This is a genomic window from Comamonas resistens (assembly GCF_030064165.1).
In the GTDB taxonomy this organism is placed as follows: Bacteria; Pseudomonadota; Gammaproteobacteria; order Burkholderiales; family Burkholderiaceae_C; genus Comamonas; species Comamonas resistens.
In genome coordinates, this window is record NZ_CP125947.1 from 2,193,887 (window position 1) to 2,217,150 (window position 23,264).

A 23,264-nucleotide genomic window follows, 5' to 3' on the forward strand; every position below is an offset into this window, starting at 1 on the left:
GATAGCTGCTTGCGCTTTCTGAGCAAGGGTTTGACAAGGGTTTTTATGAATTTTCGTATTGGTGAAGGCTGGGATGTACATGCCCTGGTTCCCGGGCGCAAGCTGATTCTCGGCGGTGTCGAAGTGCCTCATAGCCTAGGGCTGCTCGGCCATTCGGATGCCGACGTGCTGCTGCACGCGATCACCGATGCGCTGTTCGGCGCTGCGGCGCTGGGCGATATCGGCCGCCATTTCTCGGATACCGACGCGCAGTTCAAGGGGGCGGACTCCGCCGTGCTGCTGGCCGAAGCTGCGAGGCGCGTGCGCGCCAAGGGCTTCGAGATCGGCAATATCGACAGCACCATCGTGGCCCAGGCACCCAAGCTGGCACCCCATATCGAGAAGATGCGCGAGCGCATTGCGCAGGTGCTGGAGCTGGATGTAGAGCAGGTCAACGTCAAGGCCAAGACCGCCGAGAAGATGGGACCCGTGGGACAGCAGCAGGCCATGGAAGCCCGTGCAGTGGCCTTGCTGGTACGGACTGCCTAGTCTCGTTCGGTGCAATGGCCGCTGCGAAAGCCGGTCATGAATCGCTGTAGAGGGCTTGCACCTCGGCCCCGGTCAGGGTCGGGGTGTCGTTGGCCAGCGCGTAATAGTCGGGCTTCTCGTCGATATAGATCTGCTGTGCCAGTGTCAGCCCCTGGGCATCCTGGAACAGCCCGGCAGACAGAAAATGCTCGTTGCTGGCCAGCAGGCGGTAGAAGAGATGGGTGCCGCAGCTGCTGCAAAAGGTCCGCTCCGCCCAGGGCGAGGATGCATAGCGCGTGATAGGGCCGCTGGTCTGCACCGCTGTGCCGCCATGCAGGGTGAAGGCGGGGCCTTCTCCCCAGCGCCGGCACATGCTGCAGTGGCAGACATGGACTTCGTGGGTGTCGGGCGCGGTGACGAGAACGGCTTGGCACAGGCATCGGGCTTGCATCGGGAGCTCTCCGGAAGGTGGTTGAAAAGACCCTGCCGATTGTGCCCCGACGTGCGCCAGTTCAATCCTCACCGGTCTCTTCGTCTTTCTTGTCGCGCGGCAGATTGCGCAGCACCTGGGGGCGCTGCAGGCGCTGTTCAGGCGCGGCCGCAGCCGTCACACCCATGGCGCGCTGCAGCTGCAAATGGGCGACAAGACCGCCAGACGATGAGTTGGACAGCGCCAGAATACCGCCCATGCGCTGCACCGTCTTGTCCACGATGGACAGGCCCAGGCCGGCACCGGCGGCTGCCGTGCGGGCAGAGTCACCTCGAAAGAAGGGCTGGGTCAGATTGGAGAGATGCTCGGGCGGTACGCCCTTGCCATGGTCGCGGATACGGATGACCACCCATTTCTCGCTTTCCTTGGCGATGACATCGACTTGCGTGGTGTCGGTATCGGGCGTCTTGCCATAGCGGCGCGCATTCTCAAAGAGGTTGGAGACTACCCGGGCCAGCTCCACCTCGTCGGCCATCACATAGAGGTTCTCCGGCACGTTCATATTGATCTGCAGCTCGCGGTGATCCTGCACCGCATAGACGCAGGAGGCGACCACGGCATGCAGGTCCACGGGGCTGAGTGCCACGTTGTGGTCGGGGCGCGCATAATCGAGAAACTTGTCGATGGTGGCATCGAGCTGCACGATGTCGGCCACCATATGCTCGCGGGCCACATCGTCATAGACGCTCATTTCCGTCTCCAGCCGCAGGCGCGCCAAAGGCGTGCGCAGGTCGTGGGAGATGCCGGCCAGCATCACCGCGCGATCCTGCTCCAGCTTGGCCAGCTTTTTGGCCATGCGGTTGAAGCCGATATTGACTTCGCGGATTTCACTGGTCACGGCTTCCTCGTCGAGCTGACTGGCATCGAAGTCGCCTTCGCGTACCCGGTTGGCGGCATAGGACAGTTGCTTGAGCGGCCGGTTGATCAGGCGCGCAATGGCTGCAGCACCGACCAGGGAAAGCAGGGCGGCCGTGATCAGCCAGATCAGCCAGGTCTGGCCGCTGGCGGGGGTGAAGCGTGACTGATCCATCAGCAGCCAGTTGCGGTCCCCGTTGATATTGAAGCCCACCCATAGCCCCGGCTCGTTGTTGACGCTGCGCGCCACCACCGTGCCATAGCCCAGCCGCCGTGTCAGCTCTTCGGTCAGGCGCTGGCCCAGGGCGTTTTGCTCCAGCGGCTCGAAGGTGTCGCCGGGCTCGCGCGGCAGAATGCGCACGCCTTCCTGGTCGGCCATGGTCTTGATGAGGGAGACGCGGTTGATGGCGTCCGAGTGCACCAGCGCTGCACGGCTCAGATTGACCAGCGACGCCACTTGCCGGGCGGTCTGCAGCGTGCGGGGTTCGAAGTCCAGGGCGCGCAGGGTCTGCAACCAGGCAAGAATGCTGCCCACCAGCAGCAGGGCCAGCAGGCAGAAAGTGCGCCAGAACAGATTCAGGCCGACGGGGGAGCGCGCCGTCGCGCGTCGCTCATACTCCAGAGGTACGGGGCTGGTGGCATCTGACGGCGGGTTGGAATAAGCGCTCATGAACAGCAATGCGGAAATAACTGGATCCGAGGGTACGCCCAATATAGGCAGCACGGGTTACGGTTTGCCCAAAAAGTGTCTATCTACAGGTGCTTTTCGAGAGAGATTGACTTATGGGTCGCGCCCAAGCGAAACAAGCCGCGCAGTGGGCGGCTTGTTGCAATGGGGAGTGCAGGATCAGTTCATGCCATCGGGAACGAACACATAGCCTACGCCCCAGACGGTCTGAATATAGCGGGGGGCAGCGGCGTCTTCCTCGATCAGCTTACGCAGGCGCGAGACCTGCACGTCCAGGCTGCGGTCAAAGGGCTCGAATTCGCGGCCTCGGGCCAGCAAGGCCAGTTTTTCACGCGACAGCGGCTGGCGCGGGTGGCGCACCAGAGCCTTGAGCATGGCAAATTCGCCCGTGGTCAAAGGCAGCTCCTCGCCATTTTTCTGCAGCACGCGTGTGCCCAGGTCGAAGTTGAAGGGGCCGAAGGTGACGACTTCGTTGTCGCCCGAAGGAGCGCCGGGCGCTTCCTGGGGGGGGCGGCGGCGCAGCACGGCATGGATACGGGCCAGTAGTTCGCGCGGGTTGAAAGGCTTGCCCAGATAGTCGTCTGCGCCCACTTCCAGGCCCACGATACGGTCTACATCTTCGCCCTTGGCGGTCAGCATGATGATGGGCGTGCGGTCGTTGGCCGAGCGCAGGCGGCGGCAGATGGACAGGCCGTCCTCGCCGGGCATCATCAGGTCCAGCACGATCAGATCGACAGTTTCGCGCAGCAGGATGCGGTTCAGTGCCTTGCCGTCTTCGGCAATCATGATCTCGAAACCTTCCTGCGTCAGATAGCGGCGCAGAAGGTCACGGATGCGTGCATCGTCATCCACGACCAGGATCTTGTCGGTACGGGTGCTTGTCGTTGCCATGATCGTCCTTGTCGATTTATTTGTAACAGGCAGATTGTTATCGCATGGAGAAAAAAATCCAGCGAAAACGCAGTGAGTTTTGCTGCTTGTTACGAATGTTGCAGGTATTTATAGAACAATAAATGTTTCTTTTGCGAATTTTAATTTGATTTGAACTTTTGATGCAATTGTCGTTCTATTTATGTGTTTAATATCTGTAATTCGTACAGCAAGTGGCTATGACGACTGACAAGACGGATGCTGCCATCACGGTCTGATGGCGGACCTGCACTTGTTTCCATGGCCGTCCATTTACTTCCAAGGGTGAACCGAATGACTCTGTATTCCAAACCTCAATCTCTGTCTCGTTCCATGGCGGCTGGCCTAGTGCTGGCGGCCGCGGCTGCCACCGGATCTCAGGCCTGGGCACAAAGCGCCGGCCACAGCGCCGAAAAGCCCACGAATGTGGTGCAACTGGCTGCCCAGGGCGTGGTGGAGGTCAAGCAGGACTGGATGACGGCCACACTTTCCACCACCAAAGACGGGCGCGATGCCGCCACGGTGCAGGCACAACTGCAAAAGGCGGTGGAGGCCGCCATGACCACCTTGCGTGCCGATGCGCGCGCAGGCCAGATGGAGGTAAGCACGGGCAGCTTCTCGATCTCGCCGCGCTATGGCAGCAACAGCAAGCTGGAGGGCTGGCAGGGCCAGGCCGATATCGTGCTGCAGGGACGTGACTTTGTGCGTATCACCCAGGCGGCGGCCAAGGTGCAGGGCATGACGCTGTCGGGTACGAGCTTTGGCCTGTCGCGAGAGGCGCGTGAAAAGGTGGAGGGCGAAGCCCAGGCCAAGGCGATTGAGAATTTCCGCCAGCGTGCGGCAGCGATTTCCAAGAGCTTTGGCTTTGCCGGCTACAGCGTGCGTGAAGTCAGCGTTCATGCCAGCGGAGGCTATGTTCGGCCCATGCTGCAAGCCCGCGCTGCAAGCATGAATATGGCGAAGTCTGCCGGTTATGCGGATGCCGCGCCGGTGCCGGTCGAGTCGGATAGTGCCGAGGTGACGGTCAATGTCAGCGGCTCGGTGCAGATGCAGTAAGCCCAGTCAAAGGTGCTGATATGAAAAAAGGAGCTGCTTGCGCAGCTCCTTTTTGATTTTCATCATGAATTGATGCTGAAACAGCCAACTATCCAGCGCTAGCGGCTATCTAATTGCTGGCTTCTCAGGGCTTGAGGCTTATTGCGCCGCCCAGCCGCCATCCATATTCCAGGCCACGCCGCGCACATTGTTGCCGGCGGCGGAACAGAAGAAGACGGCCAGTTCACCCAGTTCCTCGGGCGTGGTGAACTGCATGGAGGGTTCTTTCTCGCCCAGCAGTTGCCTGGTGGCTTCTTCGTTGGAGATGCTTTGAGTGCTTGCCTTGGCATCCACCTGCTTTTGTACCAGTGGTGTCAGCACCCAGCCGGGGCAGATGGCGTTGCAGGTCACGCCGGTGGTGGCGTTTTCCAGCGCCGTCACCTTGGTCAGGCCCACGATGCCATGCTTGGCTGCGACATAGGCGGACTTCTGCGCCGAGCCGACCAGGCCGTGAACGGAGGCCACGTTGATGATGCGTCCCCAGTTGGCTTGCTGCATGGCGGGCAGGGCCAGGCGGGTGGTGTGAAAAGCGCTGCTGAGGTTGATGGCGATGATGGAATCCCACTTCTCTACGGGAAAGTCCTCAATCGCTGCCACATGCTGGATGCCGGCGTTGTTGACCAGGATGTCCACGCGGCCGAACTCTGCGGCCGCGTATTTCATCATGGCTTCAATTTCGGCGGCTTTACTCATGTCGGCGCCGTGATAGCCAACCTGGATGCCGGCGGCTTGGCCCGCCTCCCGCACCTGGGCCTTGGGGGATTCCACATCACCAAAGCCGTTGAGAACAATATTGGCGCCCTGGCGAGCCAGAGCGATGGCGATACCGAGGCCGATTCCGCTGGTCGATCCCGTCACGAGAGCGGTTTTGCCTTTCAACATGGACATACAAGGTCTCCGAATGAATTACGATGCGACGACAGCCATTATCGGCTCCGGTCTCCCCAACGCGCTCCCATGAATCAACCTACGCTGAACTACGTATCGTGTCCCGGAGCTTCCGCCGTTGCTCCCAGTTGGGCCAATGCCCAGCGCCGTCAAGAGATTGCCAGCCAGCCCCAGGGCTTGCACCGTATGGTTTACTGGGAATGGAACCTTACCGGTGATCCAAGACATCCGCATGTCATCGTCTGCGTGCATGGGCTTTCTCGCCAGGGCCGCGACTTCGATGCGCTGGCCCGTGAACTCAGCCGTTTTGCCCGTGTGATCTGCCCTGATGTGGCGGGGCGTGGCGAAAGCGACTGGCTGGCTGATTCCAGGGCCTATCAGGTTCCGGTATATGCCGCCGACATGCTGGCGTTGCTGGCCCAGTTGCACCTTGAGGCTCCGATCGAGACGCTGGACTGGGTGGGTACCAGCATGGGGGGGCTGATCGGCATGGGAATCGCGGGCCAGCCAGGTCTGCCATTGCCTGCACCGATACGCAAACTGGTGCTCAACGATGTGGGGCCGGTGATCGAGTGGCAGTCGCTGGAGCGCATCGCCTCCTATCTGGGAAAAAGCTTGCAATTTCCCAACTTTGAGAGCGCCGCAGCCGCCATGCGCTTGATTTCCCTGGGGTTTGGCCCACATAGCGATGAGCAATGGAAGCAGCTGTCGCAAGCCATGGTCAAGCCTCTGTCTGACGAAGGCGTAGTTTTGCACTATGACCCTCGCATTGCCGAGCCTATGGCCGGTATGACGCATGAGATGGCCCAAGCCGGCGAAGTGCTGCTTTGGCAGCTTTACGACCAGATTCAGGCACAGGTTTTGCTTGTTCGTGGAGCGGACTCCGATCTGTTGTCCCAAGCGACCGCGCAAAGTATGAGGCAGAGAGGTCCCAAAGCGCTCTGCGTGGAGCTGGAAGGCGTGGGCCATGCGCCCACACTGGTGGCTCCCGGTCAGATTGCTTTGATACGAGAATTTTTACAAGGGGATTCGGACCTGCCTGCACGCTTGAGTCTTGTGCAGCAGGCCCAAGAGGAAGCTGAATGAAGACCAGCGATACCGTAAACACCTTTTCTGATGCCGCCCCCAAGCTCACGGAGCTCACGCCTGATCTGATCAAGGCGACTTCTGAAATACTGCCCGGCCAGGCCAATGCGCTGGCGCGTGCCCGTGCATTCGCCGAGCCTTTGATTGCCGGTGAAACCATGGAGACAGGGGAGAACACCCTGGCTCATGCGGATGCCGTGGCTGCCATTCTGAAGAAGATCGGCGGCTCGGAAACCATCCAGGCCGCGATCTATCTGGTGCACGCCAGCGTGCACCTGAACAAGCCGCAGGAAGTCATTGCCAAGGCTTTTGGCGACAACTTCGCCACCTTGGCAGTGGAAACCATCAAGCTCATCCGCGTGCAGCAGCAGGCACGCGATGCCGAGCTCAGCTCCCAGCATGTGGACGATGTGGCGGCCCAGACCGAGAACGTGCGCAAGATGCTACTGGGCTTCTCGCGCGATCTGCGCGTCGTGCTGTTGCGTCTGGCCTCCCGGCTGCAGACCCTGCGTTTTTATGCGGCGCAAAAAAGTTCGGTCTCGCCCAGCATTGCGCGTGAGGCGCTTTATGTGTTCGCGCCACTGGCCAACCGGCTGGGTATCTGGCAGATCAAGTGGGAGCTGGAGGACCTGGCCTTCCGTTTCCTGGAGCCCGAAACCTATCGCGAAGTTGCACGTCTGCTGGACGAGAAGCGGGTGGAGCGCGAAGCCTATATGGAACAGATGCGTGGCCGGCTGGAGGCCGATCTGCGTGCGCACAGTATCAGCGCCACCGTTCAGGGGCGGCCCAAGCATATCTACAGCATCGTCAAGAAGATGCGCGGCAAGTCGTTGAGCTTTGATCAGCTGTTCGATATTCGCGCCATGCGAGTGGTCGTGCCCACGGTCAAGGACTGCTATGCCGCGCTGTCCTGGGTGCATGAGCAATTCACGCCGCTGGAAAAGGAATTCGACGACTACATCGCCAGGCCCAAGCCCAATGGCTACCAGTCGCTGCATACCGTGGTGCGCGACGAGACGGGGCGCACCATAGAGATCCAGATTCGCACTCAGGCCATGCATGACCATGCCGAGCATGGCGTGGCGGCGCATTGGGCCTACAAGGAAGCCGGCACCAAGGGCTATAGCGGAGTCTCTGCCACCAGCGAATACGACGCCAAGATCGCAGTGTTGCGCCAGCTGCTGGCCTGGGGTAGCGATCTGGCAGGTACCAGCCAGCGCGGGCTGTTCGACGACCGCATCTATGTGCTGACGCCCGATGCGGCCGTGATCGAGTTGCCGCAAGGGGCGACCCCTGTGGACTTTGCCTATTCCGTCCATACAAGTCTGGGTCACCGCTGCCGTGGCGCCCGCGTGGACGGCGTCATGGTTCCGCTGAACACGCCGCTGCAAAGCGGTCAGACCATTGATATCAACACCGCGAAGGAAGATCGCCCTTCGCGTGACTGGCTCAACGCGGATCTGGGCTACCTCGTCAGCAACCGAGCCAAGGCCAAGGTGCGTGCCTGGTTCAATGCCCAGGCGACGCATGAAACAGTCTCGCGAGGGCGCGAGGCCGTGGAAAAGCTGTTGCAGCGGGAGGGCAAGACGGCCGTCAAGCTGGAAGAGCTGGCGGCGCAACTGGGCTTCAAATCGGCAGATGCCTTGTTTGAGGTAGTGGGCAAGGATGCATATTCGCTGCGCAATATCGAATCGGTGCTGCGCCCTGCCGAAGAGCATCCGCCCGAAGAAGAGTTCACCCTGATACGCAAGGCCAAAAGTACGGACTCCCCCAAGGGTGGTGTGCTGGTGGTTGGTGTGGGATCGCTGATGACGCAGCTGGCCAAATGCTGCCGCCCGGCGCCCCCCGACGAGATCGCTGGCTTTGTGACGCGAGGCAAAGGTGTGAGCGTGCATCGCTGCGACTGCTCCAACTTCCGCGAAATGTCGGCCAAGAATCCCGAACGGGTGATCGAGGTGGGCTGGGACCTGCCCAAGAATGTGGAAAAGGGCGGCGCGCTCTATCCAGTCGATGTGGCGGTCGAAGCTGCCGACCGTCAGGGCTTGCTGCGCGATATCTCGGATGTTTTCGCCCGCGAGAAAACCAATGTCATCGGTGTGCAGACCCAGTCCGTCAAGGGGACGGCCTGGATGACATTCACGGTGGAAGTGGCCGACTCGGGACGATTGAATAAAGTACTGGCCATTGTGGCCAGCGTGTCGGGAGTGAGGTCGGCAAGAAGGCGTTGATGGCGATTTGTGAGCAAAAAGTTTTCGCTCTCAAAAAATGAGTGAAAACCCATGCTACAATTGCTTCATCGAACGAACACAGGCGCGTAGCTCAGCTGGTTAGAGCACCACCTTGACATGGTGGGGGTCGTTGGTTCGAGTCCAATCGCGCCTACCAAATATCGCAAGCAAAACCAGAGCTTGCAACGAAAGTGCCCGCTAACAAGCGGGCATTTTTTTGTGCGGAATACGGAAGAAGTACGGAAAACTTCTACGAACACCCCCCTCCAAACCAGCACTTTTCAGCACAAAAAGTGTGGTTGACAGAAGACACCCCCAGTCTGCTCTATTCCCCCTGCGTCCAGTTTGGCTCGCTCACAGGTCAGCTGATCTTGAACTCCATGTGGATTTTCTGCGATCAAGACATTGCTGCTAGGTAGCGCGAGCTTCAACTTTAGTTTAGGGTTGTGGGATACCTGCCCGGAACGACTCCCCACGCGACGATCGCTCCCTGCCTGAGGGCAGGTGTCGCACAAGCCTCGATGGTGGAAACCGCGGAACACTTCTGTGTCGGTGTTCTGGGCGCAAACGCTATGGGGATTAAAGCGTTGCTCCTGCAAGCTTGGGCACTCTAATCAAGCTGTTCAGCCCGCTCCAACCTGGGAATGCAACCCGCAGGCGACGCCAAGCGCAGGTGTTCATGCCTGTGTGGCACCTGCTGGTAGTCCTATTGCATGCCCAGCCCTGCTTGCTGCAGAGACAGGCGCGCCAATCCCCTGTCGAATGGCTCATGAGCATCGACCTTGCTAGTAAATGAATGATCGGCAAGCTGTTCATGATGCTGGCGGTGCACGGATGGCCTGCCAGCATTGCAGGATCACCATGGCTTTGCCGCAGTGACGGCAGACAAAGGCTGGTGCAGTTCCTGCCTCTGCCTCTGGCTTGGCTGTTTTGTTCAAACTTGCTGTGTCATTGATGGCGGCCTGCATGGGAGTGGTTTGCAGCAGTTCACGGGCCAGTGCCAGACAGCTCTTGCGGGCCCCGTTGGCCAGCAAGCCGTAGTGCCTGATGCGGTGGAAGCCGCAGGGCAGCACATGCAGCAAGAATCGGCGCATGAACTCTTCGGGAGCCAGGGTCATAGTCTTGTGCCGTGTGCGGCCCTTGGCCCGGTAGTCCTTGTACTTGAAGCGCACGCCATGCTCATCCATGGCAACCAGCCGGCTATTGGAGATGGCGACGCGGTGCGTGTAGCGTGAGAGGTAGGCCAGCACTGCTTGCGGCCCAGCGAATGGTCGCTTGGCATAAACCACCCATTCACATTGGCGCATGGGGGCCAGCCATTGTTGGAAGTACGCTGCATTGGCCAGCGCTGCCAGTGTCCCAAAGAATCGGAGTCTGCCGGCTTGATGAAGACGCTCAAGCTCTTCAATAAAGCGTCTGCGCATCAGCCGGGACAGCACACGCACCGGCAGAAAGAAGCCGGGTCGGCAAGCCCTCCAGCATTGACCGCCATCTGCCAAGCCGCCTCCAGGCACGATCCCGTGCACATGCGGGTGATGGGTCAAGGCCGATCCCCAGGTGTGTAGTACCAACGTTGCCCCGATGCGAGCGCCCAGGTGTTTGTGATCTGCAGCGATGGTTTGCAGCACCTCGGCGGCAACATCAAACAGCAGCCCATAGAGCACCGCCTTGTTCTGGTAGGCCAGATCCGCAATGGGCGCAGGTAAGGTGAAGACCACGTGGTAATACTGCACGGGCAATAGGTCGCTCTGGCGGGCTTCAAGCCAGCGTTTGGCTGCAGCACTTTGGCACTTGGGGCAGTGGCGGTTGCGGCAGGAGTTATAGGAGACTTGCTCGGCAGCACAGTCTTCGCAGCGCAAAACATGACCACCCAGTGCCGCTGTGCGGCACTGTTCGATGGCCGACATCACTTTGAGCTGAGACAGGCTCAGGTGACCACGTTGGCTCTCACGCCAAGCAGCGCCATGTTGGAGAAAGATGTCGGCGACCTCCAGGGAGGGCCGCTGCACGAGTGCCTCTCAACTCGGCAGCATTGGCTCCAGCGGACCCATCACTTCCCGCAGCAGATCGGTCGCCACATGGGCGTAGATGGAAGTCGTCTCCAGCTTCTGGTGTCCCAGCAGCACTTGAATCACACGAATATCGACCTTGCGCTCCAGCAGGTGTGTGGCAAAACTATGGCGCAAAGTATGCGTCGTGACACGTTTGTCGATACCAGCGGCCTCGGCTGCAGCGTGCACCGCTCGGTTGAGCTGACGAATCGTCAGTGGCTCCAAGACCGTCATGCCAGGGAACAGCCAGCCACCGGGCAGCATCTTGCCCTGGGCATGTGCCAAATGCCACCAGGTGCGAAGGCGCTGAAGAACCACCGGGCTGAGCATGGCGTAACGATCCTTGGCACCCTTGCCTTGCTCGATGCGCAGGGTCATGCGCTGGCTATCGACATCTGTGACCTTCAAATGCACAACCTCGCTGGCACGAAGACCTGCGCCATAGGCCACGGACAGCGCCACTTGGTGCTTGATGTTGTAGGCGGCAGCCAGCAACCGTGAGACTTCTTCGTGGCTGAGCACCACAGGCAAGGTGCGAGGCAGCTTCACGGGCTGCATCTTGCCCATCAGCTCAATGTGGCCCAGCGTCACATCAAAGAAGAACTTCAGGCCCGTCAACGTGGCGTTGAGCGTTGTGGGTGATGAACCCGCATCGACCAAGTGGAGCTGGAAGTTGCGCAAATCCTCCACGGTGGCCGTGTCCGGGGAGCGCTTCAGATAGGCGGCCAGATTGCACACGGCACGAATATAGGCATCCTGGGTGCGAGGCTGGAGCTTGCGCATTCTCATGTCGTCGAGCATGCGCTGACGCAACGGGGAGATGGTTTGAATCGAGGGGGTCATGATCGCGCTCCTGTCGAAGAACGAGGCCGATTGCCTCATTCGTCAACATAGAGAGGGGCGCGATATGTACCTTGCGTCATGGCCTTCGCGTCGGATTACCGCGCGAGCGGTTTAGTCCTTAGGCTGATTACCGCCGCTGAGCTTTGGCAAGCCTGTGACCGCTGCCGCCGATACCAGACGTTGACCCGCTGTCTGACCAGACGTCCGCTGTACGCCTCAAACCGGAAACTCGCTGGATGCAGTGCGCCAGACAACCTGAACGGCAGCTTTCGTAAGCTGCGAACTGGTGCTGACGACCGAGGCTGTGTGAAAACCCTCTCGTAGCCAACCCATGACCTGAATAAAGTCAATTCATCTCGGTTTCGGGAGATGGCATGCCTCGATTCATTGAAGGTCAAGCGCGGCAGCAAGTGACGCTGATGCCGGAATGTCTGGAGGACTTTATTGCTAAAGACAACCCGGTACGTGTTGTCGATGCCTTTGTCAGCGAACTCAATCTGCAGGCTTTGGGTTTTGACGGTGCAGAGCCTGCCTGTACGGGCAGACCTTCTTACCACCCAGCCGTGCTGCTCAAGATCTACATCTACGGCTATCTCAATCGGCTGCAATCGAGCAGACGGCTTGAACGTGAATGCCAGCGTAACGTTGAACTGATGTGGCTGACTGGGCGCTTGGCTCCTGACTTCAAAACGATTGCAGACTTCCGCCGTGACAACGGCTCAGGCATTCGCAATGTGTGCCGCCGATTCGTACTTCTCTGCCGTGATCTGAAACTGTTCAGCCAGGCGCTGGTGGCCATTGATGGCAGCAAATTCAAAGCCGTCAACACGCGTGACAAGAACTTCACCTTGGGCAAGATCGACAAGCGGCAGCAGCAGATCGAAGAAAGCATCCAACGTTATCTGACGGCTTTGGATACAGCGGACCGCACGCAGCCTGTGGAGCTCGAAGCCAAGACCACAAGGCTCCAAGACAAGATCGCCATGTTGCGCAAGCAAATGCGGGTGCTCGATGCAGTGAAGGAGCAACTCAAAGAGCAGCCCGAGAAGCAACTCTCGATGACAGATCCTGATGCACGGTCCATGGCAACCAGTGGTCGAGGCTCGGGCATGGTGGCCTATAACGTGCAGGTGGCGGTCGATGCCAAACATCACCTGATCGTCACTCATGAGGTCACCAACCAAGGGCATGACAGAGCTGCTCTGGCATCCATGGCTCAAGCAGCTCGCAAGGCAATGGGAAAACGCAAACTGCAAGCTATTGCAGATCGTGGCTATTACAGCGGTGAGCAAATCAAAGCGTGTGAAGATACAAGCATTGCAGCCATTCTTCCCAAGCCCAACACATCGGGTGCCCGAGCTCACGGGCGCTTTGACCGCTCAGACTTCATCTATATCCAAAGCGACGATGAATTCCAATGCCCTGCGGAACAGCGCGCGATCTATCGTTTTACGCGGGAAGAGAACGGCTTACAGATGCGTCGTTACTGGAGCAGTGCGTGTACGCAATGCACGATAAAAGCCCAATGCACACCGAGCGACTACCGCCGCATCAGCCGATGGGAGCACGAAGACGTGCTGGAGCGAGCACAACAGCGCTTGGACCAGATGCCCGACGCCATGATGGTGAGAAGAAGGACAGTCGAGCACGTGTTTGGCACCCTCAAGCATTGGATGGGGTACACGCACTTCCTGACCAGGCGACTGCGCAACGTCAGCACGGAGATGAGCTTGAATGTGCTGGCTTACAACCTCAAGCGAGTGCTTGGAATCCTCGGGTTCGACAAAACGATGGCGGCGATGCATCTGGTGGGCGGGTGAGCCCTTTTAAAACCGGGAAATTAGCGACCTCAAGGGCTCTGGAATGCAATGAGAAGGCTGAGGGCGCTCTTGGCGTCGAAGGCGCCTCAGTCGTGCTTGCCTGAAATCTGCCAGTTGGATTGTTCAGCCATTAATAGTTTTTTGCGTTTCCACACAGCCTCGTACGTAAGCGGACAAATATATACGTTTGCGCAGCGCAAATGCAGCGTGGTGAATCGTCAACACAATGTCTGATGCTGGGTCGGTCTGGATGCATGGCGGATCGCTGTGCACTTTGTTCCCATCAAGGGTGCTGCACAGCAAGGGAGGTTAGTGATGCATCGTTTTTGCGAAGGCCGCAAGCAAGAATATCCACGCTTGGTAAATATTCTGTGGATCGCGCTCGACAAGTTTTGTTGAAGAGTGAGGGTATGAGAGATATGCCGGACCAAGCGGTTGGCATGCCGGGAAATTTCGATCCAAAACGGAAGTGGATGCTGTCAGATGACGGGGAGAAAAGATGCTCCGGCGGGGGGCGATACCTCGAAGGCAGAGTTCGTCAGTGTCCGTTTCATAGCCTGTGCATCGGACAAGCGGCTGAAGGACTTCATTTCAGTGCGGCAAATTCCTTTCTGAGCGCCTGGGCGCTGCGCTGATAGGCGCGCGGCGGCAGGCCGCACCAGCGCTTGAAGGCACGCGCGAATACGCGTTCGGACTCGTAGCCGCAATCCTCGGCGATCTGCGCCAGCGGCAAGCCGGACTCCAATTGCTGGGCGGCGTGGGCCATGCGCTGCTGCTGCAGATAGGCCATGGGCGAGTCGCCCACCAGAGCCTTGAATTTTTCGGCAAACCGCGAGCGCGACATGGCCGCCTCCCTGGCCAGGGTCTGCAAGGTCCAGTCATGGCTGGGGCGGCCATGGATGGCCGCCATGGCCTTGGCTATCTGCGCATCGGCCAGGCCGCGCACCCAACCTTGTCTGCGCTCCTGCTGAGCGGCGAAATGGTTGCTGAGCACGTGGACCATGGCCAGTTCGCCCAGGCGCACCGCTGCCAGACGCCAGCCCGCGCGCCGTGCCAGCGAGTCTTCTATCAGCGCCTGCAGCGTGCTGCCCAGCATGGCGGGGGGGGCGGCCTGTGCTGCAGGTATGTGTAGCAGCGGCGGCAGCAGATTCAATATGGTGTGACGGCAGTGGGCCGATATCCACAGCAGCACCGAATCGATGCGGGTCCGGGCTCCGGCACCACCATGCTCGAAGGTCAGGGGATTTTCGTCCTTGGGCCCCTGGGCGAAGCGCTCGATCATGCGGGCGAATGGAACCGGGGTCAGCGCCAGATCCGAAGCCATCACATGCGGGCTGCCCAGGGGCAGGACCACCAGATCGCCGGGCATGACCCGCACCGGAGCCTGGCCCCGCACCTGCAGCCAGTACGGCTGCCCCTGGGCGATGCGGATCATGGTTCCGGGCACGCCTTCGGATGCCAGCGCCCAGGGCGCACGCAAGAAAAAGCTGGCCGTCACCGCGCGTTCTGCCCGGCAGATGACCAGCACATCGCTTAAATAATCGCTGCTTTGCTTCATAGGAGGTTTGGGACGATTGATGCTATTTTATGGACGCTTGGCGCTTCACGGCGGCAGCCGCCTTGCCGACACTGGCTGGCACGGGGACCAGGGTGCGGTTGCAGCCGGTCCCTGGAACTCATACCTATATCAAGGAGCAAACATGGCCAAGACAGGACTGAAGATAGGCATTGTGGGTGGCGGCATTGGCGGCCTGGCTGCAGCCAATGCGCTGCATGGCAGCGGACACGAAGTGACGGTGTTCGAGCAAAGCAAGCAATACCTGCGCGTAGGGGCCGATATCAATCTGACGCCCAACGCCGTGCGCGCGCTGGACGGCCTGGGTGAGGGCATTGCCGCGGCAGTGCGCGCCTCGGCGGCCCGGCCCACGCACCGCATCAGCCGCACCTGGGACAGCGGCGAGGAAACCTCGCGCCTGACCATGGGCAATGAGGCCGAGCGCCAATACGGTGCTCCGCAACTCACCATTCACCGTGCCGACCTGCTGGCGGCGCTGGCTGACGCCTTTCCCGCCGATCAGGTGAGGTTTGGCAGGCGCGTCAGCCGGATTGCCCAAACCGATGCCGACGTCTCGGTGGAGTTTGCCGACGGCACGCGGGTGGACGGGCTGGATGCGCTGGTCGGCTCGGACGGGATTCATTCGGTGGTGCGCACGGCCCTGTTCGGCGCCGAGAGCCCACGCTTTACCGGTGTGGTGGCGTTTCGCACCGTGGTGCCCACCGAGCGCGTGCGCCATGTTCCCGATATCGGGGCCTTCACCAAGTGGTGGGGCCCGACAGCGGACAGCCAGATCGTGACCTTTCCGCTCAACCAGGGTCGCGACACCTTCATCTTTGCCACCACGGCGCAGGAGTCCTGGCATGAGGAATCCTGGACCACGGAAGGCAGCGTGACCGAGCTGCGCGGTTTCTACGCCGGCTTCCACCCCCATGCACGGGCCTTGCTGGATGCATGCGACAGCGTGCTCAAGACGGCGTTGTATGAGCGAGACCCGCTGCCGCACTGGTCGCAGGGCCGGGTCTCGCTGCTTGGCGATGCCAGCCACCCCATGATGCCCTTCATGGCCCAGGGCGCCGGCATGGCCATCGAGGATGCCGTGGTGCTGGCCCGCAACCTCGACGCCGCCCGAAGCGCTGCCGAGGTGCCGCAGGCTCTGCAGAACTATGAAGCCATGCGCAAGCAGCGCACCAGCCAGATCCAGATCGGCTCACGGGGAAACAACTGGCTGCGTGCCGGTGGCAATGCCGATTGGGTCTATGGCTACGACGCCTGGCAAGTGGCTTTGGCGGCCGAGACCGCTGGCTGTTCTATCTGAGCGGCTGCATATGGCAGGGATTTCTCTCTGCTGAACGCCCTGGATCGAGGCTTCGGTTTTGGAGGGTAGCCATATCGCTATCTGGCCATAGGCAGCGAGCCGGCTGGTTGCATCCATGCCGTTGCAGATCTTGCGGTAGTGCTGCGGCCAGGGTGGCTTAGCTGCACGGCATAGTGTGCGGGAAGAGTGGACCCCCCCAAAGAGCCTCAAGCGGCGTTTGTGCAGCTTGACCTGTTGAAGGGGAGGCAGGACCCTAGAACCTGTTGCGATCCCTGCGTTCCCACGCAGGATGGGGCGCAGAGATGCGTCAGTGTGTAGAAATTGCTTGATTGAAATCCCCTTCAAGACAATGGCGCGAGGAGATCGTGAACAGGTTCCTGGGCAAAAAGCTATACAGCGGCATCGGTAAGTTGCGCTGCAACCCACTTGAAGAACTGTTGGGCTGGGCCTAGGCAGTTAGGCATACCCGTTCTATCTTTGCGCGGCCCAAATATGTTGGGCCAGCATGCCAACCAGCATGGCAGCGACAAACAGCCAGACTTCGGGTTGCAAGGTCGCGAGATTCATCAGCGCAGGACCCGGGCAAAAGCCGGCCAAGCCCCAGCCCACACCAAACATGGCAGAACCTGTGATCAGTCTTTTATCAATCGACTGACTGGCGGGTAGTTGCATGAGATCCCCCAGCAGTGCTTTGCTGCGGGTTTTGGCCCAGGTGAAGGCGAGCAGGCCGATGGCGATGGCGCCACCCATGACCAGGGCCAACGAAGGATCCCATTGCCCAGAAAAATCCAGAAAATTCTGTACCTTGGCGGGATTGCCCATTCCGGAGAGGAGCAGACCCAGGCCGAAGATCAGGCCGGAAAGCAGGGCTGTGGTGGAAGCAAGCATGGATGTGGCTCCTGTTCTAGCCGATGACATGGCGCATCACGAACACGGTGATTGCGCCTGTGGCGATGAAAGTCAGCGTTGCAGCTAATGAGCGAAGCGAAAGGCGTGACAGACCGCAGACGCCATGGCCGCTGGTGCATCCAGAGCCGAGACGGGTGCCGAACCCCACCAGCAGGCCAGCAACAATGATGAGAACCGAGTTCGACGGCATCTGCATGGCAGGTAGGGGCGCGAACAGTTGCCAGATCAGCGGAGCAGTCACCATGCCGATGATGAAGGCCAGACGCCAGCCCCAGTTGCTGACGGACTTCCAGTTCGGTCGTTGCAGCAACGCACCGATGATGCCGCTGATGCCTGCAATACGGCCCAGCGCCGCAACCAGGCTGGAAGCAGACAAACCAATGAGCAGGCCGCCTGCCAGCGACGACCAGGGGGTGAATTCGTTCCACAAAATATTCATGCTTCTTCTCCTGGTTGGCAAAACAGCTGGTGCACGGTTTGCATCAGTTGCAGCGCACGCTGATCTGCCAGCTGATACCAGATGAACTTGCCTTCACGGCGGGTAGCTACCAGACCTTCGCGGCGCAGGACTCCGAGTTGCTGCGACAGCGTGGGCTGGGTGATGCCGGTCAGCTGTTCCAGCTCTCCGACCGTGCGCTCTTGCATGGACAGCTGGCACAGCAGCAGCAGCCGGTCTTCGTTGCCCAGCAACTTGAGCATGGCGACGGCTTCTCCTGCATGGGCTCGCATGGCCTGAAGGTCAAGCGGAGGCAGGGTTTCTTCGGCAGTGTTGGAGGACATGGGTTGGCTTTTCAATATTCTTTCATATATTATATAAAAAAATATATTGAAAAGTCCAAGAGAGATTTTGGACTTGCCTCGTCAGGAGCCGTCATGACAGTCTGCAGCATGCATATCGAAGCATTTTTTGACAACGCAACGGGCACCATCAGCTATGTACTGGCCGATACCGTCCATGGCCAGGCTGCGGTGATCGACCCGGTTCTGGATTTCGAGCCCAAGTCCGGCACATTGAGCAGCCGCTCTGCCGACAACATCATTGACTATGTGCGCAGCCAGGGTTGGCAGGTGCAGTGGATTCTGGAAACCCATGCTCATGCAGACCATCTATCGGCGGCACAGCACATTCGCCACCAACTGGGTGGCAAGGTGGCCATTGGTGCTCATATCCGCGAAGTGCAGGCGGCATTTCGCAAGATCTACCACTTTGAGCGCAGCTTTCTGCCCGATGGCAGCCAGTTCGACCATCTGGTGGAAGACGGTGAGGGCCTGCCGCTGGGCCAATTGCTGCTGACTGCCATGCACGTGCCAGGTCATACCCCTGCAGATATGGCCTACCGGGTGGGGGATGCCGTGTTTGTGGGCGATACCCTGTTCATGCCTGACGTGGGCACGGCGCGTGCGGACTTTCCGGGGGGGGATGCGGCCACGCTTTATCAGTCCATTCACCGCATCCTGGATTTGCCGATCCAGACCCGCATTTTTGTCTGCCATGACTATCCGCCCGCAACGCGAGCCCCTGCCTGGCAGACCACGGTCAAGGATCAGCGCGAACACAACATCCATGTGCGCGATGGCGTCAGCCAGTCCGAATTTGTGCAGATGCGCACGGCCCGCGATGCCACGCTGGAGATGCCGACCTTGATACTGCCATCGGTGCAGGTCAATGTGCGGGCCGGCAAGTTGCCGCCTGCCGAAGAGGATGGTCGTACCTATGTGCAATTGCCCATCAATGCATTCGCCAGAAACGAGCCCATGCCACAAGGTGTGTGGCAGAAAGCTTCAGCCCATGACTAGAAAGCGATCAGTGCTTTCAAATTGAGAGCATGCGAGTGGCTATTGAGGCAAAGCACCGGATGCGGTGTCAGTGGGAAGGCATGCCAAAGAGGTCATGGGCATCGAGCAGCGCCCAGGCAATTTCCGGCCTGTTTTCCAGGCCTTTGCGAATGGCCGCGGGAATGCTCTGGCGGGTTTTGCGGCACAGGCCTGGCATGTCCTGCATGTCTATCTGTATGCCGCGCATGGTGCGCACTTCGTTGTTGCCGGGGGTGACCTGAACGCACACACCGAGTTGCTGCTGCATGCGCTGCAACATGTGCTGCAGGTCGTCCAGGCTGGCAATGCGCTCCAGCCGAAGCAGCAGCTTTTTTTCTTCCTCGCGGGTCAGCATCAGAATGCGCAGGTCTGCACCTGGCTGCTGCAGCAGCGCTTCACGCTGGCAGACGCAGGCACCGGGAGGGCATTCGATACGGACTGGGAAGTCGAGCTGCATGAATGGACGCATACTGCAGGAGTGGCTCAGATGTCTGATGCTAAGGCTTGCACGTGCTTTGCGTCATCAGGCTTTGGCGTGCTTTACGCCGCCCATGGCCTGCTTGCTACGTGAATTCACTTGTCCCGGTTGGCTTCAAGTTTGCATAGACTCAGGCATCATTGAGGGTTACTACTAAAAGTAGGCTGGCTTGATCTGCCTGCTTCTACAAGAACAAGGCTCGTGCTGCCGGTGCCCAGCGGCGCTGCGGGCGGGATGGGATCAATCACTTTTTTATAGCGTTATCCGTATTTTTGATACGGGGTAGACGATATTTTCATGATAGAAATTCGGGACTTATCCCTGACCTATAAAGGCCCCAAGGGGCCGGTGCACGCCTTGCGTGGCATCAACCTGGAAATCGCCTCGGGCGAAGTGTTCGGCATCATTGGTCGCTCCGGTGCGGGCAAAAGCTCGCTGGTGCGCTGCCTGAATCTGCTCAACCGCCCCACGGCAGGCAAGGTCATCGTCAACGGTCGCGACCTGATGCAGCTGTCCGATGCCGAGCTGCGTGCTGCGCGTCGCGACATCGGCATGGTGTTCCAGCATTTCAACCTGCTGTCCTCGCGCACGGTCTATGACAACGTGGCCCTGCCGCTGGAGCTGGCCGGTATTTCCAAGGATGAGATCTATCAGCGCGTGACGCCGCTGCTGGAGCTGGTGGGGCTTGATCATCTGTCCGATCGCTATCCAGCCCAGATTTCCGGTGGCCAGAAGCAGCGTGTGGGCATTGCCCGTGCACTGGCAAGCAATCCCAAGGTGCTGCTTAGCGACGAGGCAACCTCGGCGCTGGACCCCGAAACCACGCGTTCCATTCTGGATCTGCTGCGCAAGGTCAACCGCGAACTGGGCGTGACCGTGGTGCTGATCACCCACCAGATGCTGGTGATCAAGCAGATTGCCGACCGTGTGGCCGTGATCGATGGCGGCGAGATCGCCGAGCTGGGTTCGGTCATCGATGTGTTCACCCGTCCTCAGCAGGCGATTACCAAGAGCCTGATCGACGAGATCGTGCCTCAGCAATTGCCTGAATCCGTGATGACCCGTGTGAGTCAGCTGGCCGCCCAGTTGCAGTCCGGTCAGCAAGGTCGGCTGCTGCGCCTGTCCTATGCGGGCGAGAGCGCCTATCAGCCCATTTTGTCGCACCTGATCCGCGAACTGGGTCTGGATCTGTCGATCCTGCACGGTCAGATCGACGAGATTCAGGAGCAGACCTTTGGCTCGCTGGCCGTGTATGCCAGTGGCGAGGCCGCCAAGATTGAGGCGGCCGTGGAACACCTGCGCGCCAGCGGTGTGCTGGTGCAGATCGTGCCGAGCAAGGACTGATAGAGATGTTTGAGAATTTTTCGGAAATGATGCTCCAGCTGCTGCTGGATTCCTTCTGGGAGACGCTGATCATGGTCGGCGTCTCGGGCCTGATCGGCGGCCTGATCGGTATTCCTCTGGGCGTGTTTCTGCGCCTGACCGACCATGGTGGCATTTTGCAGAACGGCCCGGCCAACAAGATCGTGGGCTGGATCGTCAACGCATTGCGCTCCACGCCTTTCATCATCTTGCTGGTGGCCATCATTCCGCTGACGCGGCTGATCACGGGCTCCTCCATCGGCACCTGGGCTGCCGTGGTGCCGTTGACGATTGCGGCCGCACCTTTCGTGGCCCGTCTGGTGGAGACCGCGCTGCGTGAGGTCGATGGCGGCCTGATCGAAGCAGCTCAGTCCATGGGCGCGACCACCGGCCAGATCGTCTGGAAGGTGCTGCTGCCCGAGGCGCTACCCGGCATCGTCGCGGGCCTGACCATCAGCTTCGTCAGCCTGACCGGCTACTCGGCCATGGCGGGCGCCATCGGCGGCGGTGGCCTGGGTGACCTGGGCATTCGCTATGGCTACCAGCGCTTCCTGCCCGACGTGATGCTGGTCGTGGTGATCATTCTGATTTTCTTTGTGCAAGCCATTCAAAGCCTGGGTGACTGGGCCGTACGTCGCCTCAGCCATCGCTGAGCAGCGGCGCACATTACAAAAAATTAAGAAAAGGGGCGCCGTCTGGAAACAGGCGCCAGCCCTAAAATGCAGGTTCAAAATTTTTTGAAAGGCCGCTCTTGTTCAAGGGCGGCCATGATTTTTTTTGGGTAGATAACAGCAAATGATGGATGGTTTGATTACCGGCCGACTGACCGGCGTTCCCGAAAGCCGCGTGGACCGCAACCGACGCCCCTATATGGTGGCTCGCATGCGCGCCAACGCTGGCGATGGTTCTTCGATTCCTGTGAATATCGTGGCTTTTGACAACGCACCCTGTGCGGTGCTGCGCAGCCTGTCCGAAGGCGATGCGATTGCGTTGCGCGGCAGCTTCACGCCCAAGGTCTGGATTGACAGACAGGAGGAGTCGCATGCCGTGCTGGACGTGGTGGCCCAGCAAGTGCTGGCCGCGCCCACGCTGTCCGACCTCTGAGTCAGCCCGCTGCCTCATCGCCATCAAAAGCCCGCCTCTGCATTGATGGCGGGCTTTTTTGTGAGCGCTTGCACAGGCATCTATCGCGCCGTAGTTTGCAAGTAAGCAAACTGTCTAAGCGCCAGCGTCCGTAGGCGCCGAGTAAGCGCTACAGTAGCCGCCACCTAACCCTCATAGGATTGACGCAAACAAGGGTGCGCCAAGAACTGTTGCCTGAAAGCGAAGCTCTTGCCTGAACCTGATTTGCGCAAGTCTTGCTTTATTTCCAGCGCAAGGATTTCTCATGCTGAACAAGCGCGCATTGCTGCGTAACTCTCTGGCCCTGGCTGCGGCCGCAACCCTGGGTCTGACTGCCCAGGCCGAAGAAAAGACCATCAAGATCGGCGTGACTGCCGGCCCCCACGCCCAGATCATGGAAGTGGTCAAGAAAGTGGCTGTCAAGAATGGTCTGAACCTCAAGATCATTGAGTTCGGTGACTATGTGCAGCCCAATGCAGCGCTATCGGCGGGCGACCTGGACGTCAACAGCTACCAGCATCGTCCCTATCTGGACGCCCAGGTCAAGGACCGTGGCTACAAGATCGGCTGGGTGGCTGATACCGTGAATTTCCCCATCGGCATCTACTCCAAGAAGATCAAGTCGCTGGCCGATCTGCCCAGCGGCGCCAAGTTCGGCCTCCCCAACGATCCCACCAATGGTGGCCGCGCATTGCTGCTGCTGCAGACCCAGGGGTTGATCAAACTCAAGGACGGCGCGGGTCTCAAGGCCACACCGCTGGATGTGGTGAGCAACCCCAAGAAGCTCAAGTTTGTCGAGCTTGACGCCGCCCAGCTGCCGCGCTCGCTGGACGATCTGGATGCTTCCACGGTCAATACCAACTTTGCCATCTCGGCCGGTCTGAACCCCAAGAAGGATGCGATTGCACTGGAATCAGCCAAGAACCCCTATGTGAACATCATGGTGGTGCGCGACGCCGACAAGAACCAGCCCTGGGTGGCCCAGCTGATCAAGTCCTATCACTCCGAGGAAGTGCGCCAGTTCATTGACAAGGAGTTCAAGGGCTCCGTCTTCCCGGCGTTCTAGAAGCTCCCCCTGAGCCGCTTTGCGGCTTCCCCTGGCCGGGCGCCCCCGAGGGGGACGGCAGCCTCGCTGCGCGGCGGCGCTTGCTTGCTGTCTCTTTGATGGGGCGTGCCTGGTTTGAGGGCATTGAGCGAAGCGCTGCACTTGCAGCGCTTTTTTTGACTCCTGATTTTGTAGCTGCT

General features: G+C 59.8%; 22 protein-coding genes and 1 tRNA gene. 12 read left to right on the forward strand and 11 right to left on the reverse strand.

What is annotated here, in order from left to right:
• Positions 1-45: 45 nt before the first annotated feature.
• Positions 46-528 (forward strand): 2-C-methyl-D-erythritol 2,4-cyclodiphosphate synthase, encoded by a 483-nt coding sequence (gene ispF, locus QMY55_RS10290; RefSeq protein WP_283488493.1) that lies wholly within the window; start codon positions 46-48, stop codon positions 526-528.
• 34 nt (positions 529-562) lie between these two features.
• Here the strand turns inward: ispF and QMY55_RS10295 are convergent, their stop codons facing one another.
• The 3 genes from QMY55_RS10295 to ompR all read right to left on the reverse strand — a co-directional run bounded on the left by QMY55_RS10295 (position 563) and on the right by ompR (position 3,431).
• Complete coding sequence (locus QMY55_RS10295; protein WP_283488494.1) at positions 563-958, reverse strand: GFA family protein; 396 nt, start codon at positions 956-958, stop codon at positions 563-565.
• A 61-nt stretch (positions 959-1,019) separates the two neighbouring features.
• Complete coding sequence (locus tag QMY55_RS10300) at positions 1,020-2,522, reverse strand: sensor histidine kinase (RefSeq protein ID WP_283488495.1); 1,503 nt, start codon at positions 2,520-2,522, stop codon at positions 1,020-1,022.
• 177 nt (positions 2,523-2,699) lie between these two features.
• Positions 2,700-3,431 (reverse strand): osmolarity response regulator transcription factor OmpR, encoded by a 732-nt coding sequence (gene ompR, locus QMY55_RS10305; protein WP_218243451.1) that lies wholly within the window; start codon positions 3,429-3,431, stop codon positions 2,700-2,702.
• 312 nt (positions 3,432-3,743) lie between these two features.
• On the opposite strand from ompR, the gene QMY55_RS10310 reads away from it, so the two are divergent.
• Entirely contained in the window at positions 3,744-4,505 is a 762-nt protein-coding gene (locus tag QMY55_RS10310; RefSeq protein WP_283488496.1) for an SIMPL domain-containing protein, read from the forward strand.
• Positions 4,506-4,643: 138 nt separating this feature from the next.
• Here the strand turns inward: QMY55_RS10310 and QMY55_RS10315 are convergent, their stop codons facing one another.
• Complete coding sequence (locus QMY55_RS10315; RefSeq protein WP_283488927.1) at positions 4,644-5,426, reverse strand: 3-hydroxybutyrate dehydrogenase; 783 nt, start codon at positions 5,424-5,426, stop codon at positions 4,644-4,646.
• A gap of 75 nt (positions 5,427-5,501) precedes the next feature.
• Between QMY55_RS10315 and QMY55_RS10320 the strand changes: the two genes are divergently transcribed.
• The 3 genes from QMY55_RS10320 to QMY55_RS10330 all read left to right on the forward strand — a co-directional run bounded on the left by QMY55_RS10320 (position 5,502) and on the right by QMY55_RS10330 (position 8,903).
• On the forward strand, positions 5,502-6,518 hold the full coding sequence (locus tag QMY55_RS10320) for an alpha/beta fold hydrolase (protein ID WP_283488497.1): 1,017 nt from the start codon (positions 5,502-5,504) through the stop codon (positions 6,516-6,518).
• Positions 6,515-8,746 carry a RelA/SpoT family protein gene (locus tag QMY55_RS10325; protein ID WP_283488498.1) on the forward strand — a complete coding sequence of 744 codons (2,232 nt, stop codon included), beginning with the start codon at positions 6,515-6,517 and terminating at the stop codon, positions 8,744-8,746. The genes QMY55_RS10320 and QMY55_RS10325 overlap by 4 nt, the downstream gene beginning before the upstream one ends.
• An 80-nt stretch (positions 8,747-8,826) precedes the next feature.
• Positions 8,827-8,903 (forward strand) — tRNA-Val (locus QMY55_RS10330).
• A gap of 655 nt (positions 8,904-9,558) precedes the next feature.
• Here the strand turns inward: QMY55_RS10330 and QMY55_RS10335 are convergent.
• Together QMY55_RS10335 and QMY55_RS10340 are read right to left on the reverse strand one after the other, a co-directional pair.
• The gene (locus QMY55_RS10335) at positions 9,559-10,755 is read right to left on the reverse strand and encodes an IS91 family transposase (RefSeq protein ID WP_224648616.1); all 1,197 of its coding nucleotides are present in this window, start codon (positions 10,753-10,755) and stop codon (positions 9,559-9,561) included.
• 9 nt (positions 10,756-10,764) lie between these two features.
• The gene (locus tag QMY55_RS10340) at positions 10,765-11,640 is read right to left on the reverse strand and encodes a tyrosine-type recombinase/integrase (RefSeq protein WP_283485014.1); all 876 of its coding nucleotides are present in this window, start codon (positions 11,638-11,640) and stop codon (positions 10,765-10,767) included.
• 374 nt (positions 11,641-12,014) lie between these two features.
• Between QMY55_RS10340 and QMY55_RS10345 the strand changes: the two genes are divergently transcribed.
• Entirely contained in the window at positions 12,015-13,460 is a 1,446-nt protein-coding gene (locus QMY55_RS10345) for an IS1182 family transposase (protein WP_283485406.1), read from the forward strand.
• Positions 13,461-14,046: 586 nt separating this feature from the next.
• On the opposite strand, the gene QMY55_RS10350 is transcribed toward QMY55_RS10345, so the two are convergent.
• On the reverse strand, positions 14,047-15,018 hold the full coding sequence (locus QMY55_RS10350) for an AraC family transcriptional regulator (protein ID WP_283488499.1): 972 nt from the start codon (positions 15,016-15,018) through the stop codon (positions 14,047-14,049).
• A 142-nt stretch (positions 15,019-15,160) separates the two neighbouring features.
• Between QMY55_RS10350 and QMY55_RS10355 the strand changes: the two genes are divergently transcribed.
• Positions 15,161-16,333, forward strand: a complete 1,173-nt coding sequence (locus QMY55_RS10355; protein ID WP_283488500.1) for an FAD-dependent monooxygenase — start codon at positions 15,161-15,163, stop codon at positions 16,331-16,333.
• Between the two features lie 471 nt (positions 16,334-16,804).
• Here QMY55_RS10355 and QMY55_RS10360 read toward each other — a convergent pair whose 3' ends face one another.
• From QMY55_RS10360 to QMY55_RS10370, 3 genes are read right to left on the reverse strand one after another with little or no spacing between them, the layout of a single operon-like run.
• Positions 16,805-17,221, reverse strand: a complete 417-nt coding sequence (locus QMY55_RS10360) for a DUF6691 family protein (RefSeq protein WP_283488501.1) — start codon at positions 17,219-17,221, stop codon at positions 16,805-16,807.
• A gap of 16 nt (positions 17,222-17,237) precedes the next feature.
• Positions 17,238-17,681, reverse strand: a complete 444-nt coding sequence (locus QMY55_RS10365) for a YeeE/YedE family protein (protein WP_283488502.1) — start codon at positions 17,679-17,681, stop codon at positions 17,238-17,240.
• Positions 17,678-18,022 (reverse strand): ArsR/SmtB family transcription factor, encoded by a 345-nt coding sequence (locus QMY55_RS10370; RefSeq protein WP_283488503.1) that lies wholly within the window; start codon positions 18,020-18,022, stop codon positions 17,678-17,680. Before QMY55_RS10370 ends, QMY55_RS10365 begins: the two co-directional genes overlap by 4 nt.
• 93 nt (positions 18,023-18,115) lie before the next feature.
• Here QMY55_RS10370 and QMY55_RS10375 point away from each other — a divergent pair, with 93 nt between their 5' ends.
• Positions 18,116-19,039: an MBL fold metallo-hydrolase gene (locus QMY55_RS10375; RefSeq protein WP_283488504.1), complete on the forward strand. Its 924-nt coding sequence runs from the start codon at positions 18,116-18,118 to the stop codon at positions 19,037-19,039.
• A 67-nt stretch (positions 19,040-19,106) separates the two neighbouring features.
• Here QMY55_RS10375 and QMY55_RS10380 read toward each other — a convergent pair whose 3' ends face one another.
• Entirely contained in the window at positions 19,107-19,514 is a 408-nt protein-coding gene (locus QMY55_RS10380) for a hypothetical protein (protein WP_283488505.1), read from the reverse strand.
• A 318-nt stretch (positions 19,515-19,832) separates the two neighbouring features.
• Here QMY55_RS10380 and QMY55_RS10385 point away from each other — a divergent pair, with 318 nt between their 5' ends.
• The 4 genes from QMY55_RS10385 (at position 19,833) to QMY55_RS10400 (ending at position 23,085) form a co-directional block, all read left to right on the forward strand.
• Positions 19,833-20,879, forward strand: coding sequence for a methionine ABC transporter ATP-binding protein (locus tag QMY55_RS10385; RefSeq protein WP_283488506.1), 1,047 nt, complete (start codon positions 19,833-19,835; stop codon positions 20,877-20,879).
• 5 nt (positions 20,880-20,884) lie between these two features.
• The gene (locus QMY55_RS10390; RefSeq protein ID WP_283488507.1) at positions 20,885-21,550 is read left to right on the forward strand and encodes a methionine ABC transporter permease; all 666 of its coding nucleotides are present in this window, start codon (positions 20,885-20,887) and stop codon (positions 21,548-21,550) included.
• 142 nt (positions 21,551-21,692) lie between these two features.
• Positions 21,693-22,001: a single stranded DNA-binding domain-containing protein gene (locus QMY55_RS10395; RefSeq protein ID WP_283488508.1), complete on the forward strand. Its 309-nt coding sequence runs from the start codon at positions 21,693-21,695 to the stop codon at positions 21,999-22,001.
• Positions 22,002-22,284: 283 nt separating this feature from the next.
• Positions 22,285-23,085, forward strand: a complete 801-nt coding sequence (locus tag QMY55_RS10400; protein ID WP_283488509.1) for a MetQ/NlpA family ABC transporter substrate-binding protein — start codon at positions 22,285-22,287, stop codon at positions 23,083-23,085.
• The last annotated feature ends 179 nt before the right edge of the window (positions 23,086-23,264 follow it).